19 protein-coding genes are annotated in these 16,215 nt (G+C 70.8%); 11 read left to right on the plus strand and 8 right to left on the minus strand.

Features of this window, described 5'->3' with window-relative positions; all coding sequences use genetic code 11:
* Positions 1 to 47: 47 nt before the first annotated feature.
* From rfbA to AB0N68_RS03390, 3 genes are read left to right on the plus strand one after another with little or no spacing between them, the layout of a single operon-like run.
* Positions 48 to 920 (plus strand): glucose-1-phosphate thymidylyltransferase RfbA, encoded by an 873-nt coding sequence (gene rfbA, locus AB0N68_RS03380; protein WP_187663186.1) that lies wholly within the window; start codon positions 48 to 50, stop codon positions 918 to 920.
* On the plus strand, positions 917 to 1,915 hold the full coding sequence (gene rfbB / locus AB0N68_RS03385) for a dTDP-glucose 4,6-dehydratase (protein WP_280569660.1): 999 nt from the start codon (positions 917 to 919) through the stop codon (positions 1,913 to 1,915). The genes rfbA and rfbB overlap by 4 nt, the downstream gene beginning before the upstream one ends.
* Positions 1,915 to 3,333, plus strand: a complete 1,419-nt coding sequence (locus AB0N68_RS03390) for a sugar nucleotide-binding protein (RefSeq protein WP_259953547.1) — start codon at positions 1,915 to 1,917, stop codon at positions 3,331 to 3,333. The genes rfbB and AB0N68_RS03390 overlap by 1 nt, the downstream gene beginning before the upstream one ends.
* On the opposite strand, the gene AB0N68_RS03395 is transcribed toward AB0N68_RS03390, so the two are convergent.
* Positions 3,330 to 4,508 carry a glycosyltransferase gene (locus AB0N68_RS03395; RefSeq protein WP_232089168.1) on the minus strand — a complete coding sequence of 393 codons (1,179 nt, stop codon included), beginning with the start codon at positions 4,506 to 4,508 and terminating at the stop codon, positions 3,330 to 3,332. The two genes, AB0N68_RS03390 and AB0N68_RS03395, sit on opposite strands and share 4 nt — an antisense overlap.
* Positions 4,509 to 4,674: 166 nt before the next feature.
* Between AB0N68_RS03395 and AB0N68_RS03400 the strand changes: the two genes are divergently transcribed.
* Complete coding sequence (locus tag AB0N68_RS03400) at positions 4,675 to 5,130, plus strand: FAD synthase family protein (protein WP_187663183.1); 456 nt, start codon at positions 4,675 to 4,677, stop codon at positions 5,128 to 5,130.
* 12 nt (positions 5,131 to 5,142) lie between these two features.
* Here AB0N68_RS03400 and AB0N68_RS03405 read toward each other — a convergent pair whose 3' ends face one another.
* Positions 5,143 to 5,535 (minus strand): SIP domain-containing protein, encoded by a 393-nt coding sequence (locus AB0N68_RS03405; protein WP_187663182.1) that lies wholly within the window; start codon positions 5,533 to 5,535, stop codon positions 5,143 to 5,145.
* Between the two features lie 107 nt (positions 5,536 to 5,642).
* Between AB0N68_RS03405 and AB0N68_RS03410 the strand changes: the two genes are divergently transcribed.
* The 5 genes from AB0N68_RS03410 (at position 5,643) to AB0N68_RS03430 (ending at position 10,123) form a co-directional block, all read left to right on the plus strand.
* A complete protein-coding gene (locus tag AB0N68_RS03410) occupies positions 5,643 to 6,143 on the plus strand; it encodes a type 2 periplasmic-binding domain-containing protein (protein ID WP_232089167.1) in 501 nt (166 codons plus the stop codon).
* Entirely contained in the window at positions 6,140 to 7,117 is a 978-nt protein-coding gene (locus tag AB0N68_RS03415) for a cation efflux transmembrane domain-containing protein (protein ID WP_280569663.1), read from the plus strand. Before AB0N68_RS03410 ends, AB0N68_RS03415 begins: the two co-directional genes overlap by 4 nt.
* Positions 7,114 to 8,019 (plus strand): alpha/beta fold hydrolase, encoded by a 906-nt coding sequence (locus AB0N68_RS03420; RefSeq protein WP_187663180.1) that lies wholly within the window; start codon positions 7,114 to 7,116, stop codon positions 8,017 to 8,019. Before AB0N68_RS03415 ends, AB0N68_RS03420 begins: the two co-directional genes overlap by 4 nt.
* A 9-nt stretch (positions 8,020 to 8,028) precedes the next feature.
* Positions 8,029 to 8,292, plus strand: a complete 264-nt coding sequence (locus tag AB0N68_RS03425) for a glutaredoxin family protein (RefSeq protein WP_071327714.1) — start codon at positions 8,029 to 8,031, stop codon at positions 8,290 to 8,292.
* 67 nt (positions 8,293 to 8,359) lie between these two features.
* Positions 8,360 to 10,123: an aldehyde dehydrogenase family protein gene (locus AB0N68_RS03430; RefSeq protein ID WP_268777665.1), complete on the plus strand. Its 1,764-nt coding sequence runs from the start codon at positions 8,360 to 8,362 to the stop codon at positions 10,121 to 10,123.
* Positions 10,124 to 10,132: 9 nt separating this feature from the next.
* On the opposite strand, the gene pip is transcribed toward AB0N68_RS03430, so the two are convergent.
* Both pip and ypfJ read right to left on the minus strand, forming a co-directional pair.
* A complete protein-coding gene (gene pip, locus AB0N68_RS03435) occupies positions 10,133 to 11,104 on the minus strand; it encodes a prolyl aminopeptidase (protein ID WP_280569669.1) in 972 nt (323 codons plus the stop codon).
* 70 nt (positions 11,105 to 11,174) lie between these two features.
* On the minus strand, positions 11,175 to 12,056 hold the full coding sequence (gene ypfJ, locus AB0N68_RS03440; protein WP_280569671.1) for a KPN_02809 family neutral zinc metallopeptidase: 882 nt from the start codon (positions 12,054 to 12,056) through the stop codon (positions 11,175 to 11,177).
* A gap of 51 nt (positions 12,057 to 12,107) precedes the next feature.
* Here ypfJ and AB0N68_RS03445 point away from each other — a divergent pair, with 51 nt between their 5' ends.
* Entirely contained in the window at positions 12,108 to 13,097 is a 990-nt protein-coding gene (locus tag AB0N68_RS03445; RefSeq protein WP_292796904.1) for a malate dehydrogenase, read from the plus strand.
* Between the two features lie 53 nt (positions 13,098 to 13,150).
* Positions 13,151 to 13,627, plus strand: coding sequence for a recombinase family protein (locus AB0N68_RS03450; RefSeq protein ID WP_101847531.1), 477 nt, complete (start codon positions 13,151 to 13,153; stop codon positions 13,625 to 13,627).
* Between the two features lie 9 nt (positions 13,628 to 13,636).
* On the opposite strand, the gene AB0N68_RS03455 is transcribed toward AB0N68_RS03450, so the two are convergent.
* Genes AB0N68_RS03455 through AB0N68_RS03470 form a run of 4 tightly spaced genes read right to left on the minus strand, consistent with a single transcriptional unit; the run spans position 13,637 to position 16,201 of the window.
* Entirely contained in the window at positions 13,637 to 14,398 is a 762-nt protein-coding gene (locus AB0N68_RS03455) for a hypothetical protein (RefSeq protein ID WP_259952731.1), read from the minus strand.
* Positions 14,395 to 15,606, minus strand: coding sequence for a hypothetical protein (locus AB0N68_RS03460; RefSeq protein WP_187663174.1), 1,212 nt, complete (start codon positions 15,604 to 15,606; stop codon positions 14,395 to 14,397). The genes AB0N68_RS03455 and AB0N68_RS03460 overlap by 4 nt, the downstream gene beginning before the upstream one ends.
* Positions 15,606 to 15,902 (minus strand): hypothetical protein, encoded by a 297-nt coding sequence (locus AB0N68_RS03465; RefSeq protein ID WP_062635420.1) that lies wholly within the window; start codon positions 15,900 to 15,902, stop codon positions 15,606 to 15,608. Before AB0N68_RS03465 ends, AB0N68_RS03460 begins: the two co-directional genes overlap by 1 nt.
* A complete protein-coding gene (locus tag AB0N68_RS03470; protein WP_187663173.1) occupies positions 15,899 to 16,201 on the minus strand; it encodes an SAV_915 family protein in 303 nt (100 codons plus the stop codon). The genes AB0N68_RS03465 and AB0N68_RS03470 overlap by 4 nt, the downstream gene beginning before the upstream one ends.
* Between the last annotated feature and the right edge of the window lie 14 nt (positions 16,202 to 16,215).

A 16,215-nucleotide genomic window follows, 5' to 3' on the forward strand; every position in this document is an offset into this window, starting at 1 on the left:
CTCAGTGACGCCGCCACGAGCATCGATGTTTCACGAGGGGGACATATATGAAGGGCATCATTCTGGCGGGCGGCTCGGGCACGCGGCTGCACCCCATCACGCTGGGGGTCTCGAAGCAGCTGATCCCGGTCTACGACAAGCCGATGGTGTACTACCCGCTGTCGACCCTGATGCTCGCCGGGATCCGGGAGATCCTCATCATCACGACGCCGCACGACGCCGCGCACTTCGAGCGGCTGCTGGGAGACGGCTCCCAGTTCGGCGTCTCCCTGTCCTTCGCGCAGCAGGAGTCGCCGGACGGCCTCGCCCAGGCGTTCACCATCGGCGCGGACTTCATCGGCGACGACAGCGTCGCGCTGGTCCTCGGCGACAATCTGCTCTACGGGCCGGGCCTCGGCACGCAGCTCAAGCGCTTCGCGGACATCGACGGTGGCGCGGTCTTCGCGTACTGGGTGGCGGAGCCGGAAGCCTACGGAGTCGTGGCGTTCGACGCCGACGGCCAGGCCGTCTCCCTGGAGGAGAAGCCCGCCGCCCCGCAGAGCAATTACGCGGTGCCCGGCCTGTACTTCTACGACAACGACGTCATCGAGATCGCTCGCAACCTGGCGCCCAGCGCTCGCGGGGAGTACGAGATCACGGACGTGAACCGGGCCTACCTCGAACGGGGCAAGCTGCAGGTCGAGGTCCTCCCCCGCGGGACAGCGTGGCTGGACACCGGGACCTTCGACCAGATGACCGACGCCGCCGACTACGTGCGCACGATGGAGCGCCGCACGGGGATGAAGATCGGCGTGCCGGAGGAGGTCGCCTGGCGTCAGGGCTTCCTCGACGACGAGGCGCTTCGGACGCGCGCGGAAGCCCTCGTGAAGTCGGGCTACGGAACCTACCTGCTCGGACTGCTCGAAAGGGGCGCTCGATGACCCGCCTGCTCGTGACCGGCGGCGCCGGCTTCATCGGATCGAACTTCGTGCACCACGTGGTCGCGCACACGGACGCGCACGTGACCGTGCTGGACAAGCTCACCTACGCCGGCAACCGCGCCTCGCTCGCTGGTCTCCCCGCCGACCGGGTCGAACTCGTCGAGGGGGACATCGCCGACGCCGCGCTCGTCGACAGCCTGTTCGCCCGGACCGACGCGGTCGTCCACTATGCCGCCGAGTCCCACAACGACAACTCGCTGCACGACCCGCGGCCGTTCCTCGACACCAACATCATCGGCACGTACACGCTGCTGGAGGCCGCCCGTCGGCATGATCGCCGGTTCCACCACATCTCCACCGACGAGGTGTACGGAGACCTCGAGCTCGACGACCCGGCACGGTTCACGGAGCAGACGCCGTACAACCCCTCGTCGCCGTACTCGTCCACGAAGGCCGGCAGCGACCTGCTCGTGCGCGCCTGGGTGCGCTCGTTCGGCGTGCAGGCGACGATCTCCAACTGCTCGAACAACTACGGCCCGTACCAGCACGTGGAGAAGTTCATTCCGCGCCAGATCACGAACGTGCTGCGCGGGATCCGACCCAAGCTGTACGGCGCCGGACAGAACGTGCGCGACTGGATCCATGCCGACGACCACTCCTCGGCCGTCCTCACGATCCTGGAGAAGGGCGAGATCGGCCAGACGTACCTGATCGGCGCCGACGGCGAGAAGGACAACAAGTCCGTCGTCGAGCTGATCCTCACGCAGATGGGCCAGCCCGCCGACGCCTACGACCACGTCACGGACCGCGCCGGTCACGATCTGCGCTATGCCATCGACTCCACGAAGCTGCGCACCGAGCTCGGCTGGGCGCCGCGGTTCTCCGACTTCGAGTCGGGCCTCGCCTCCACCATCGACTGGTACCGCGCGAACGAGGACTGGTGGGCGCCGGCCAAGGACGCCACGGAGTCGTTCTACGCCGCCCGGGGGCAGTGATGACCGCGTTCGGCAAGGCGCTCACGATCACCGAGACGCCGATCCCCGGCCTGCTCCTCGTCGACCTCCCGGTGCACGGTGATGCCCGCGGCTGGTTCAAGGAGAACTGGCAGCGCGAGAAGATGGTCGCCGCCGGCCTTCCGGACTTCGGTCCCGTGCAGAACAACATCTCGTTCAACGACGCGATCGGCACCACCCGCGGCATCCATGCCGAACCGTGGGACAAGTGGGTCTCCGTCGCCACCGGCCGGATCTTCGGCGCCTGGGTCGATCTGCGGGCGGGCGAGACCTTCGGGCGCGTCTTCACGGCGGAGATCGACCCGTCGCGCGCCATCCTCGTGCCTCGCGGCGTCGGCAATTCGTACCAGACGCTCGAAGCGGACACCGCCTACACCTACCTGGTGAACGACCACTGGTCGCCGGACGCGGCGTACTCCTTCCTCAATCTCGCCGACGAGACGGCGGCCATCGCGTGGCCGATCCCGCTCGACCAGGTCGAGATCTCCCCGAAGGACCGGGCGCATCCTCGACTGGCCGACGTGACCCCGATCGGCCCGCGGAAGACCCTCGTCGTCGGGGCGTCCGGTCAGCTCGGCCTGGCGTTGCGGGCGGCTCTCGGGGACGCGGAGCACGTCGAGTACACGACCAGGGAGACGCTCGACCTCCGCGACCCCGAGCTGGCCGTCGCACGGCGCTGGCGCGACTACGGGACGATCATCAACGCGGCCGCCTACACGGCCGTCGACCACGCCGAGACCGCGGAGGGGCGGGCCGAGGCCTGGGCGGCGAACGTCACGGGCGTGTCCGCGCTCGCCCGCATCGCGACCGAGAACGGCCTCACGCTCGTGCACGTGTCCAGCGACTACGTGTTCGACGGCACGAAGGACGGCCCCTACACCGAGACGGACGAGGTCCGGCCGCTCGGTGTCTACGGGCAGACGAAAGCGGCGGGGGACGCGATCGTCGCGACCGTGCCCCGTCACTACATCCTGCGGACCTCCTGGGTGATCGGCGACGGCCGCAACTTCGTGCGGACGATGGCCTCGCTGGCGGAGCGGGGCATCGCGCCGCGGGTCGTCGGCGACCAGATCGGGCGGCTCACCTTCACGGCGGACCTCGCCGCGGCCATCCGGCACCTGCTCGACGTCTCGGCGCCGTTCGGGCTCTACAACGTGACCGGGGGCGGCGAACCGCGCTCCTGGGCCGACATCGCGCGCGCGGTCTACCGGCTGACCGGGCACGACCCGGCCGCGGTCACCCCGGTGACGACGGAGGAGTACTTCGCCGACCAGGCCGGACCGATCGCGCCGCGTCCGCGCAACAGCGTCCTGGACCTCGCCCGGATCACGGCCACCGGCTGGACGCCGAGGGATGCGGATGCGTCCCTCGCGGACTACCTGTCCGCCGACGACGCCTAGAGCTCGCCCGGCTTCATCGCCTCCGCGTCGATGGCGCGGATGATGCGCAGGGTCGCGGTGTCCGGCTCCGGCTCACCCGCCGCCTCCCGCTCCTCCCGTCGCCGACGGGGCGCGTACACGACGAGCGAGTGGAAGAGGAAGCGGGCGAAGAACGCCACGACGAGCGAGAGCGCCGTGGCGAGCACGCTGGAGATGTGCCACGTCTCGACCATGAGCGCCATCACCGGGATGCGCAGGGCCGCCTCGACGTTGTTGAACGTGAACGAGGCCGCGAAGCGTGCCGCGGCGCTGCGGGCGTCGGTGCGCATGTCCGCGAAGACGAACCGCTCCTGCAGCAGGAAGTTGCCCACGATCGTGACCTCGGCGCCGATGATCGCCGCCCACACGTAGGGCACGCCCGCGGCGGTCAGCGCCCACATGATCGCGAGGTTCGCGATGGCGCCGAGGACGCCGATCGCGGCGAACAGGGACATCTTTCCGAAGCGCAGCCGTGCCAGGTGGGCGATGAACGTGGCCCCCTGCCGGAGGCTCGCCTTCGAGGTGCCGTGGCGGCGTTCGCCGAACTCCATCGGGACCTCCGCGATCCGCAGATCGGTGCGGGCGAGGATCTCCAGGAGGATCTTGAAGCCCTGCGGCCGCAGGGCAGCGAGATCGAGTCGCCGCCGGTCGACGAGGAAGAACCCGGTCATCGGATCGGTGCTCCGGGCGAGCCGCCGCGGGAACATCGCGCGGGTCAGCCAGGTGGCGGCGCGGGAGACGCCGAAGCGCACGGCCGTCCCGAGGCCGCTGGTGTCTCCGCCGCCGATGTAGCGGGAGGCGGCGACGACGTCCGCGTCGCCGTCCGCGTACCGGTCCAGCAGGGTCGGCAGGAGCTCCGGCGGATGCTGGAGGTCGCCGTCCATCACGATGCAGACGTCGCCGTTCGCGGCCCCCAGGCCGACGACGACCGCCCCGCCGAGGCCCCCGACGTTGTCCGCGCGATGGAGCACCCGGACCGCGATCGGGGCGTCGGCCGCGAGGCGCTCCACCTCGGCCGCTGTGTCATCGGTGCTGTCGTCGATGAAGAGGATCTCGGCGTCCCGTCCCGCCAATGCCGCCGCCGTCCGCTCCACGAGTTCGGCGACGTTGTCGCGCTCGTTGTACGTCGGCACGATGACCGTGACCCCTGCCCCCAACGTGGTCCCCTTCGTTCCGCAGCCCCATCGGCTCCGGCATCCATCGTTCCATGGGTTCCTATGGGCCGCAGGACATGTTCCTGCTAAAGTGTCGTCTGCGGCTGTGGGAGTCGCGACGAACGGGTGGGGATCCGTTCGACTGGGGAATGATCGATCTGGGGAGATCATGGGGACGCGTATCGGCTATGCCGTCGGAGCTTTCGACCTGTTTCACGTCGGGCACCTCAATCTGCTGCGGCACGCCAAACAGCACTGCGACATCCTGATCGCCGGGGTGGTGAGCGACGAGATGCTGCGTCAGGTCAAGGGGATCGAGCCGGTCATCCCGACCGCCGAGCGTGCCGAGATCGTGCGGCACATCTCCTTCGTCGACGACGTCTACGTCGAGACGACGCCGTCGAAGATGGACTCCTGGCGCGACGTGCGCTTCACGCACTTCTTCAAGGGCGACGACTGGCGCGGCACCGAGAAGGGCCTGCGGCTGGAGAGCGAGTTCGCGGAGGTGGGCGTCGAGGTCGTCTACTTCCCGTACACCGCGCACACGTCGAGCTCGGCGCTCCGCCGCGCGCTCGACGCGATCACCGCGAACGCCACGGCGTCGGTGGTCGGCGCGACCCGCTGAAGCCGGCGTCGGTCAGTTCGCGACGCCGAGGAGGCTGCGCGCCATCCGCGCCACGTGCGGCGGGGTGTGCGGGCCGAGCCACACCGTCCAGTGCTCCGGGGGCTCACTGCACGTCCACTCCAGGCACCACGCGTAGACGGCGTTCGCGAGACGCTCGCCGCGGGCATGGGCGCGCGGCCCCTCGGCGCGCAGGAGCCAGCGGACCGAGACCCCCTGGGGGACGTCGATGTGCCGGAACTGGATACGGGCCGCCGCCTCGATGAGGATGACGCCGTGCGCATCCCACGGGAGCCGGGACGCGACGCGGGCGATGGCTCCGACATCGGCGGCGTCCCCGGCGATGAGGACGGCTCCCTCCATCGCTTCCCAGTCCGGATCCTCGAGGTGCTCGCACGCGATGCTCATGCCTCCACTATAGGTAAGGCTACCCTTACCATCAAGAGCCGTTAGTCCTCCGCGACGGCGCTCGTCAACACCTTTACCCGGACGGCGCCACGCGTCATCCTGAGTCCGTGAGCAGTGAGAGGATTCGACGCACGCCCGCCGGACGCCGCCTGGTCGGCGCCCTGGTCGGCCTGATCGTGGCCGCAGCCCTGAGCGGGTGCGGAGCGACGGTCCCCGCAGACCCGGACGGCACCCTGGACCGAGTCACGGGCGGAGAGCTGCGGGTCGGCACCTCGCCCGACCCCGGCCTGGTCGAGACAGACGGCGGCCGGCCCCACGGGCCGGTCGTCGCCCTCGTCGACGGCTTCGCCGCGAGCCTGGACGCCCACGTCACCTGGACGGTCGCGACCGAGGAGAGCCTGGTGGGCATGCTGGAGACCGGCGACCTCGATCTCGTCGCCGGCGGCCTGACCCCGGACACCCCGTGGATCGACAAGGCGGGCGTGACCCGCGGCTATCCCGGGATCGAGGGCGCGGGCGGTCGGGAGCTCGTGATGCTCGTCCCCCTGGGCGAGAACGCATTCCTCTCGGCCCTCGAGACGTACCTCGACGGTGAGGTCGACCGATGACCGAGACGAAGCGGTTCGGGCGTACCGAGCTCCCCGACGAACAGCAGCAGGCGACCCGGAAAGCCGTGCGCTGGGAGATCTTCACGATCGTCTACACCTCGATCACGATCACCGTGATCGCGCTCGTCGTGGGCGAGTCCCAGGCGATGCGCACCGCGTGGATCGAGGACATGCTGTCCCTGATCCCGCAGTTCGCGTTCCTTCTCGCCCTGGTGTTCGTGCGGCGCCGCCCCACCCGGAAGCACCCCTACGGCCTGCACCGCGTGATGGGCGTCGGGCACCTCGTCGCCGGTGTCGCGCTCCTCGCGGTCGGCCTCAACCTCGCCGTCGAGGCCGTCGCCGGACTCCTCCGGGGGGAGCACCCGACCATCGGCACGGTGCAGCTGTTCGGGCAGACGATCTGGCTCGGTTGGCTCATGGTCGCCGTCATGGCCGTCGTGATCGTCGGACCGGTGTTCTTCTACGGTCCGGCCAAGGCCAAGCTCGCTCCCGTCCTGCACAACAAGCTGCTCTACGCCGACGCCGACATGGCGAAGGCGGACTGGCAGACGACGGTCGCCTCGATCGTCGGCGTGCTCGGTGTGGGCGCGGGAATCTGGTGGCTCGACGGCGCCGCGGCGCTCTTCATCTCGCTCGGCATCATCTGGGACGGCTTCCGCAACACGAAGACGGCGATCGTCGATCTCATGGATCAGCGGGCCCGCACGTTCGACAGCGCGGAGCCGCATCCGCTGGCCCGCGATGTCGTCTCCTACCTGCGCAGCCGCCCCTGGGTGGATCAGGCTGCCGTGCGCATGCGGGATCAGGGCCAGGTGTTCCACATCGAGGCGTTCGTGGTGCCGCATCACCGGACCGTCCGCACGGCCGACCTGACCGCCGCGTCCGAGGGCATCGCCGACTTGGACTGGAAGGTGCAGGACGTCGTGATCATCCCGGTCGAGGAGCTGCCGGCCGAAGCGGACCCCGGGCGATGAGCGCCGCCGACGAGGCGCTGTTCCCCGGCTTCACGACCACTCGGATCCCGACCTCCGAGGCGGACATCCTCGTCCGTCACGGTGGCTCGGGACCGCCCGTGGTGCTCCTGCACGGTCACCCCCGCACCTCGGCGACGTGGCATCGGGTGGCTCCCCTGCTCGTCGAGCGCGGCTTCACCGTGATCTGCCCCGACCTGCGCGGCTATGGACGCTCCCGCGGCCCGGCGCCCACCTCCGATCACTCGGCCCATTCCAAGCGTGCCGTCGCCCGAGACATCCGCGCCGTCGCCGAGAGACTCGGTCACGAGCGCTTCCGCCTTGTCGGGCACGACCGAGGCAGCTACGTCGCGCTCCGGCTCGCCCTCGATCACCCGGAGACCGTGGAACAGGTCGCGCTGCTGGACTGCCTACCGATCTCGGAGCACCTTCGCCGCTGCGACGCGACCTTCGCCGTGCATTGGTGGCACTGGTTCTTCTTCGCCCAGCCGGACATCCCGGAGCGCGTCATCGGCGCGGACCCGGAGGCCTGGTACGCCCCCAAGGCCGACCCGGCGACGATGGGCGCGGCGAACCATGCAGAGTTCCTGCACGCGGTGCGGCAGCCGTCGGTCATCCGGGCGATGCTCGAGGACTACCGCGCCGGTCTCACGATCGACCGCGCACACGAGGAGGCGGATCGCGCCGCCGGGCGCCGACTCGCGATGCCCGCGCTCGTGCTCTGGTCGGAACGCGACGATCTCGAAGAGCTCTACGGCGACCCTCTCCGCATCTGGCGGGACTGGGCCGACGATGTCCGCGGCCACGGCATCGACAGCGGGCACCACATGGCGGAGGAGGCGCCAGAACCTCTCGCCGCCGCACTGGCGGGCTTCTTCGGAGCCGCCCCTCCCCCACGGACGTAGGCTGGAGGCATGACCAACCCCGCCTCCGACACCATCACGATGTTCGGCGCCGACTGGTGCCGCGACTGCATCCGCACGAAGAAGCAGCTCGACGAGCTCGGCGTCGCGTACACCTACGTCGACCTGGTCGCCGACCCCGACGCCGCCGACATCGCGAAGGACATCTCCGGCCGCACGAACATCCCCGTCGTCGTCTACCCCGACGCCTCGCACCACGTCGAGCCGTCGAACGCCGACGTGGAGTCGAAGCTGCGCGAGCTCTCGCTCATCTGATCGTCTCGCCACTCGGCGGATCTCCGCGCGGACGCCTAAGCTGAAAGCCCGTTCGAAGGAGACGCCGATGACTTCTGCGCCCACGACAGCGCCTGCCGTTCCCGCTCTCGGGGAAGGCGAGGCGGAGCGGCTCGACGCCGCCGTCGCCGACCTGCAGACCGGGACGTCGGTGTGGACCGCGCTCACCGTGGCGCAGCGCGCGACGCTGCTCCGGCAGGTCCGCACGAGCGTCGCCGCGACGGCCGACGACTGGGCGACGACCGCCGCCGCCTCCAAGGGCCTGGACGCGCGGCATCCGCTCCGCGGCGAGGAGTGGCTGAGCGGTCCGTACAGCGTCCTCGGGGCGCTCGACGCCTCGATCGCCACGCTGACCCGGATCGCGAACGGGGCCAATCCACTGGACGGCATCCGGGTCGACCGGGCGCCCGGTGGCCGGGCACGCGTGCATGCCTTCCCTCTCACCGGCATCGACCGGTTCCTGCTGTCCGGATTCACCGGCGAGGTCTGGCTCGAGCCGGGGACCACGCCGAACGCCGCCAGGGCGGGTGCGGGTCTGGCCCAGCGCACGCCGACGGTGTCCGGCGGCGTGGGCCTCGTGCTCGGCGCCGGGAACGTGACCTCCATCCCCGTGCTGGACGTGCTGTACGAACTGCTCGCCCACAACCGCACCGCCCTGCTGAAGGTGAACCCCACGCAGGACGCCCTGGTCCCCGTCTACAAGCGCGCGCTCGCCCCGCTCATCGAGCCCGGACTGCTGCGGATCGTGCGCGGGGGCCCGGCGGCCGGCGCGTATCTCACCCAGCACCCGGGCCTCGCGCACGTGCACATCACCGGCTCGGCGGCAACGTTCGACACCATCGTCTGGGGGCCGTCCTCCGGTGAGGGCGCGGCGGCGACGAAGCGCCGCCGCCGCGAGAACCGCCCGCTGCTGAAGAAGCCCATCACCGCCGAGCTCGGCGGGGTCTCCCCCATCATCGTCGTGCCCGGGAAGTGGACGGCCGCCGACCTCGCGTATCAGGCCGAGCACATCGCGACCATGCGGCTGCAGAACAGCGGCCACAACTGCATCGCGGGGCAGGTCGTCATCCTCTCCGCCGACTGGGACCAGGCCGACGACTTCCGCGCCGCGCTGCGCCACGCCTACGCCACCGCTCCGGAGCGCCCGATCTGGTACCCCGGCGCCCCCTCCCGCATGCAGGCCGCCACGGACGACTACCCGGACGCGCTCGTGCTCGGGGACCGGCTCCTCGTCGAGATCGACGGCGATGAGGACCCCGCCGCCCTGGAGAGCACGGAGTACTTCGCCCCGGTTCTCGGCGTGGTGAGCCTGCCGGGCACCGGCCAGGAGTTCCTCGACGCCGCGGTCGCCCACGCGAACGAGAAGCTGCAGGGCACGCTCGGCGCGAACCTGCTCATCGACCCGGCCACCGAGAAGGCGCTCGGCAGCGGGTTCGAGCGGGCGCTCACCGCCCTGCACTACGGCTCGATCGCGATCAACGGGTGGACCGCCTTCGGGTTCATCACCCCGACCCTCACCTGGGGCGCTTTCCCCGGCGGCACGATCGACGACGTCGGCAGCGGCATCGGCGTCGTCCACAATGCCCTGCTGCTGGATCGGGTGGAGCGCTCCGTGCTGCGCGGCCCCTTCCGACCGTTCCCGCGCTCGCTGCCCGTGGCCAACGGCGGCGGACGCCTGACCATCCTCCCGAAGCCGCCGTGGTTCGTCTCCTCCCGCACCGGCGCGGCCGTGAGCGAGGGTCTCACCCGCCATCGCGCGGACGGCGGCGCCGTCGGCCTCGTGAAGACCCTGATGCGCGCGCTCCGCGCCTGAGGGGACGCGTCAGGCCTCGGGCCGGAACCGATCGGTCGCGGCGCGGAGAGCCGCGCGGATGCCGGGTTCGGCGGCGGAATGGCCCGCGTCGTCGACCACCTGGAAGTCGGCTTCCGGCCAAGCCCGGTGCAGGTCCCACGCCGTCATCATCGGCGTGACCACGTCGTGGCGGCCCTGCACGATCACGGTCGGGATGTGCCGGATGGCGTCGATCCCGGCGAGCAGCTGTCCCTCGGCCCACCAGCCGCGGTGCACGAAGAAGTGGTTCTCGATGCGCGCGAAGGCGACGGCCCGGCGGGGATCGGCCATCGCCGCGATCTGCTCCGGGTCGGGGCGCAGGGTGACGGTCGCCGCCTCCCACGCCGCCCACGCGAGGGCCGCCGGTTCATGGACCGCCGGGTCCGGGTCGAACAGCCGCCGGTGGTACGCCTCGATCATCCGCGAGCGCTCCAGGACCGGGATCGGCGCGATGAAGTCCTCCCACAGGTCGGGGAAGAGCGCCGCCGCCCCGCCCTCGTAGAACCACTCGAGCTCGGCGCGGCGCAGGGTGAAGATGCCGCGCAGGATCAGCTCGGAAACGACATCCGGGTGGGCCTGAGCGTAGGCCAGCGCGAGGGCGCTCCCCCAGGACCCGCCGAACACCTGCCAGCTCTCGATGCCGAGGTTCTTGCGCAGGAGCTCGAGGTCGGCGATGAGGTGCGCGGTGGTGATGTGCCGGAGATCGGCATCAGGCTCCGCGGCGGACGGCGTGCTCCGACCGCATCCGCGCTGATCGAGCAGGACGATCCGGTAGGCCTCGGGGTCGAAGAACTGCCGCTGCCACGGCGACGTCCCGCTGCCCGGACCTCCGTGGAGGAACACGACGGGCTTGCCCTCGGGGTTGCCGCTGATCTCCCAGGCCACGCGGTGCCCGTCGCCGACGAGCAGCACTCCGGTCTCGTACGGCTCGATGGGCGGATAGAGCCCTTCGGTGTTCGTCATGTTCGGTCCCCCAACCGGTCGTGCGGTCCTGCCGAGTCCACGTTATCTGACAACGGCGGGATCACCGGGCCTACGGGTCGAGCTGATCGGCGGGGAGGGTGAACACCTGCCCGCACGCATCGAGCCCGTTCTGGTATCCCTCCGCGAACCAGCGCTGACGCTGCTCGCTGGAGCCGTGGGTCCAGGTCTCCGGGTTCACCTGCCCGGACTGCTCCTGGATGTGGTCGTCTCCGACTGCGGCCGCCGCGTTCAGGGCGTCCTCGATCTGCGTCTCCGTCGGCTTCTCCAGGTAGGGATCGCCGTCGGCGTCGGTCTGCTCGGTCATGCGGCCGAGCCAGCCGCCGGCGTAGCAGTCGGCCTGCAGCTCCATGCGCACGCCGTTGCTGCCGGGACCGGTGCCGTTGTTCGGGTACTGGTCCATCGTCCCGGTGATGTTCTGGATGTGGTGCCCCCACTCGTGCCCGATGATGTAGAGCTGCGCGAGGTTTCCGGCCGAGGCCCCGAACTGCTCCTGCATGAGCTGGAAGAAGGTGGGATCGATGTAGACGGTCTCCTCCGGCGGGCAGTAGAAGGGCCCCACGGCATTGGAGGCCGTTCCGCACTGCGTGGATGTCGCGCCGTCGACGACGATGTTCTGCGGAGCCCGGTAGCCCTCGACGTTGTCCCCCCAGAACGCGTCCAGTGCGAGCTGAGCGCCTGCGAGCCGGCACTCGGCGTTCGCGTTCGCGTCGGCACCGGTGTCGCAGTTCTCGATGGCCGAACCGCCGGCGGGCTCGCTCCCGCCCCCGGGCGCGCCACCGACCAGTCCGCTGAGGTCGATACCCAGCAGGGGGCCGGCGATGAGGGCGAGGAGACCGAGCACGCCGATGCCGGTGCCGCCCGCGATCGCCGCCGTGCGTCCGCGGCGGCGCGTGGTGTTGCGGGAGAGGTCGGCGTCGGGATTGAACGTCATGCGTCGAGGGTACTCCGCGCGCCGACACCCTGACGGACGTAGGCTCGTGGCATGGCCACCACGATCACCATCACCGGCGCGGGCGGACAGATCGGCTACGCGCTCCTCTTCCGCATCGCCGCCGGCGACATGCTCGGTCCGGATGAGAAGGTGCGGCTGCGGCTGCTGGAGATCCCGCAGGGACTCGGCGCTGCGGAGGGCGCCGCTCTGGAGCTGCAGGACGGCGCTTTCGATCTGCTCGAGCACGTGGAGGTGACCGACGACCCCGCGGTCGGCTTCGACGGCTGCGACCTCGCGCTGCTCGTGGGCGCGCGCCCCCGCGGTCCGGGCATGGAACGCGGTGACCTGCTGGCCGCGAACGGCGGCATCTTCGGGCCCCAGGGCGCCGCCATCGCCGCGAACGCCGATCCCGGGGTCCGCGTGACCGTGGTGGGCAACCCCGCGAACACGAACGCCCTGATCGCCTCGGCGGCGGCCGACGGCGTGCCCGCCGACCGATTCACCGCACTCACGCGGCTGGACGAGAACCGGGCACGGGCCCAGCTCGCCCAGACGCTCGGCGCCCCCGTGCACACGGTGCGGCGGGTACCGATCTGGGGCAACCACTCGGCCACGCAGTTCCCCGACGTGTCGCACGCGACCGTCGGCGGGAAGCCCGTGCAGGACGCCCTGGAGCGGATCGTCGGCGACGTCCCGGCGTGGCTGGAGCAGACGTTCATCCCCCGGGTCGCCAAGCGCGGCGCCGAGATCATCGAGGTCCGCGGGTCGTCCTCCGTCGCCTCCGCCGCGAGCGCGACGATCGACCATGTGCGCGACTGGGTCCGCGGGACCGAGGACTGGACCTCCGCCGCCGTCGTCTCGCGCGGAGAGTACGGCGTTCCGGAGGGTCTCGTCTCCTCGTTCCCCGTGCAGTCCGTCGACGGCGAGTGGCGCATCGTGGAGGGCCTGGAGATTGACGACTGGGCCCGCACGCGCATCGACGCCTCGGTCGCGGAGCTCGTGGAGGAGCGGGAGGCGGTCCGTGCCCTCGGACTGCTCTGATCCGGTCGCCGCGGGACGCCCCGGCAGGGCAGAATAGAGGGCGGAGGTGCGGGATGAGCGACACGATGGACCCGGCGGGCACGACGCCGTCTCTCGACGATGCGCTGACGAGCCCGCTCCACCTCCCGCACGACGCAGCAAAGTGCCCGAAGTGCTTCACGGAGCTGCAGCAGAACCGCAACTTCTGGACCGCGCGTCCCGCGGGCTCCCGCCTGGTCGGCCTCGTCGTCGCTCGTGAGGGCATGCCGTCGGTCGTCGAGCAGCGCGCCGACCTCACCCGTTTCGGCGTGCCCATCGAGGGCTTCCGTCACCCGGCGCCGGACATCCTGGAGAGCTGGAACGACCGCCTCGCGCGGCTCATCTCGACGCTCCGGACCGGAGACGTGGTCGTGGTGGCGAACATCCGGGCCCTGGGGCTCGACGCCGAGGAGGGCGCCCGCACGGTCGCCGAGCTCCGGCGACACGGGATCATCGTGAAGGTCCTCGGCCACGAGGCGCGTCATCTCGCCGACGCCGCCGGCGCGCGCTGAGAGGCGCCGCTAGAAGTCCCCGGACCGCAGACGGGCGAGCGTGCCCGCGCCGATCTCGGCACGGACGTCGGGACGGTTCGCGTAGAAGGTGACGAGTTCGGCCAGGAGCACCGGGTCGCTGGCGAGATCGGCCGCCGCCCACGAGGACTGCTGAGCGGTCGACGTCCGCAGTACCACGCGGTTGCCTTCCACGCCGGCGCTGACGACCTCCTCCCATGCCACGGCCACGTTGTTGCGCGGGATCCGGAGCTGCAGCCCGTCGGGGCGCAGCGTCAGGCGATGGGCGGAGGGAGCCCGGAACCACGACCGGATGCCGGCGATCGTCATGATCAGCGCGACCACCGGGAGGAGGAGCAGGGTGAGGAGCGGCAGTCGGTCCGCGGGCACCGTGAAGATGCTCCATGCCCACGCCGCGAGGAGCAGGGCCCCCACCGGCGCGAGGGCGCGCAGCGGCCAGACGATCCCCGCGGCCCCGCCGAACGCGATCGCCGGACCGTCGACGACCGGCCGGACGACTCGGACCCGTGAGACGCGGGCGTGGGCCACCATCAGCCAGACGCCGACGGCGACGGCCGCGAGCACACCGATCCCCAGTGCCTTCATCGCCGGAGCCGGATCGGCGAACAGGATCAGGCTGAACAGCAGGACCACGATGGCGAACACGACGCCGAACACCGTGAGCGCCGTGGTCGCGCGTTGCTGCCCGTCCCACCCCGGATGACCGGGTACCCAGATCGTCTCCGGAGAGGTCGACTGCTGCTGACCTGTCACCCGAACAGTCCCTTCCACGCCTTGCCGATGTTGTGCCCGGCGTCGCCCACGAAGTCGGTCGTGTTCTCCCAGGCGTCCTCCGCGAAGTCCGTCGTGGCGTCCCACGCATCCGCCATGCCGGCGTCGATCGACTCCCGGACGTCCTGCGGGACCCAGTTCTCGTAAGCCCACACCGCACCGGCGCCGACCGCCACCGCGGCCCCGCCGACAACCACCGCCGTGCCCCAGACCGGGAGCGTGACGACACCGGCCGCCGCGAGCGCGGCGACACCGGCAGCCGCAGCCGCGCCTCCCGCCGCACCGCCGATGATCTCCACCGCGGTGGACGAGGGGTCGTCGCCCGACGACATCGCCGAGCCCAGATTCCAGGCGTCGACGCCCCAGCCGATGAACGGCACCGCCCGACTCGCGCGAGAGAGTCCGCGGGCCAGATCCTCGGCCTCATCCGCAGCCCACCGCATGCCGGTGGGGTTGGCGGCCTCGGCAGCGGCCTTGACGGCGGGATTGCCGGAGCGCAGCTCGCGAACGAAGTCCGATGCTCCGAGACGCAGATCCTCCGCGTGGGAGGTGAGCTCGGCCGCCGTCTCCGCCCACGCCAGGCCCTGGCCCTCGAGGTAGATCTTCGGGACCTCGCCGCTCGCCTCTCGCAGACCGGACAGGATCCTGTCCGCCGTGGACTGGCTCGGCATGGTCCCGAGGAAGCCGTCGAGGTTCTCGCTGATCCAGACCTCGAGCTCGCCCCACCAGGAGCCGACGTCGGCCGCGATCTCGTTGTACAGCTCGATGCGGTCGAGGTGCTCCTGCCACTCGTCCCAGTAGGGGTCGTCCCTCGACGTGGGGCACACCGGGATCAGGGACACCGGCCGGCCGATGATCATGCCGTTCACCGGAAGCCCCGCCGCCCGCGCATTGTCGCGGTGCGTCGCGAAGTCCTCCTTCATGCGCCGCAGCTGCCCGGCGTACGACCGGAGCTTCTCGGCGGCGTCACGGGCGAGGTCCTTGATCTCCTTCGCGGCGTCCGTCGTGCGCGAGAGGATCGTGACGTAGTCGTCCGCCGACTCGCCGAACCAGTGCCCGCGCACGCCGGTCGGGATGAAGGTCGTGACGTTGGAGGACACGTCTGCGGCGTCCTTCAGGTCGGGGTCGAGCCAGTCCGCGGCCGCCTGTACCTGGTCGGCGTCGCCGTATGTGGTCGTGTCGATCGTCATCAGAGGTCCTCGACGATGGCCGCGACCGGGTCGAGCTGGTCGATCACGTCCTGTTCGTTCGTCTCCGCGTCGTCGGCGATGGCGCGGACGATCTCTCCCAGGGTGCCGTTGATCCGGTACAGGGCGTCGACGCCCTCCCCCACCCGCTGCATGATGGCGGCGACCGTGTCGGAGGCGAGTCCGCCGTCGACGGCCGTCGGAATGCCGGAGAGCTTCGTCTCGATGAGCTCGACCGCCTCCTCGTGCATGTCCGCATGGACGGCCATCACCTCCGGGTCCATCGCGATGCGGCTCATGCGATGGCTCCGTTCCGGCGGTAGGACGCGGGCACGTCGAGGTCGAAGATGACGACGTCGTAGGGCTGCGCCTCCTTGATCTGACCGAGGTCCTCGGTGCGCACCAGGACCCAGGGCTGCCGCTCGCCGGCGAGCTCCAGCAGCCGGTCCAGGGCGGTGTAGGCGAGCAGCGCACGCCGCCCGTCCTTCAGCTCCCGGATCTCGACGAGCTGCTCCTCCGGCGTCGACGTCACGCTCAGGGGCAGGTACAGCACGGGTGGGACCATCGGCGCTGCGGCCGGCGTCGGTTCGAAGGTCATCTCGGTCTCTCCTC

This window comes from Microbacterium meiriae (assembly GCF_040685015.1).
GTDB lineage: Bacteria > Actinomycetota > Actinomycetes > Actinomycetales > Microbacteriaceae > Microbacterium > Microbacterium meiriae.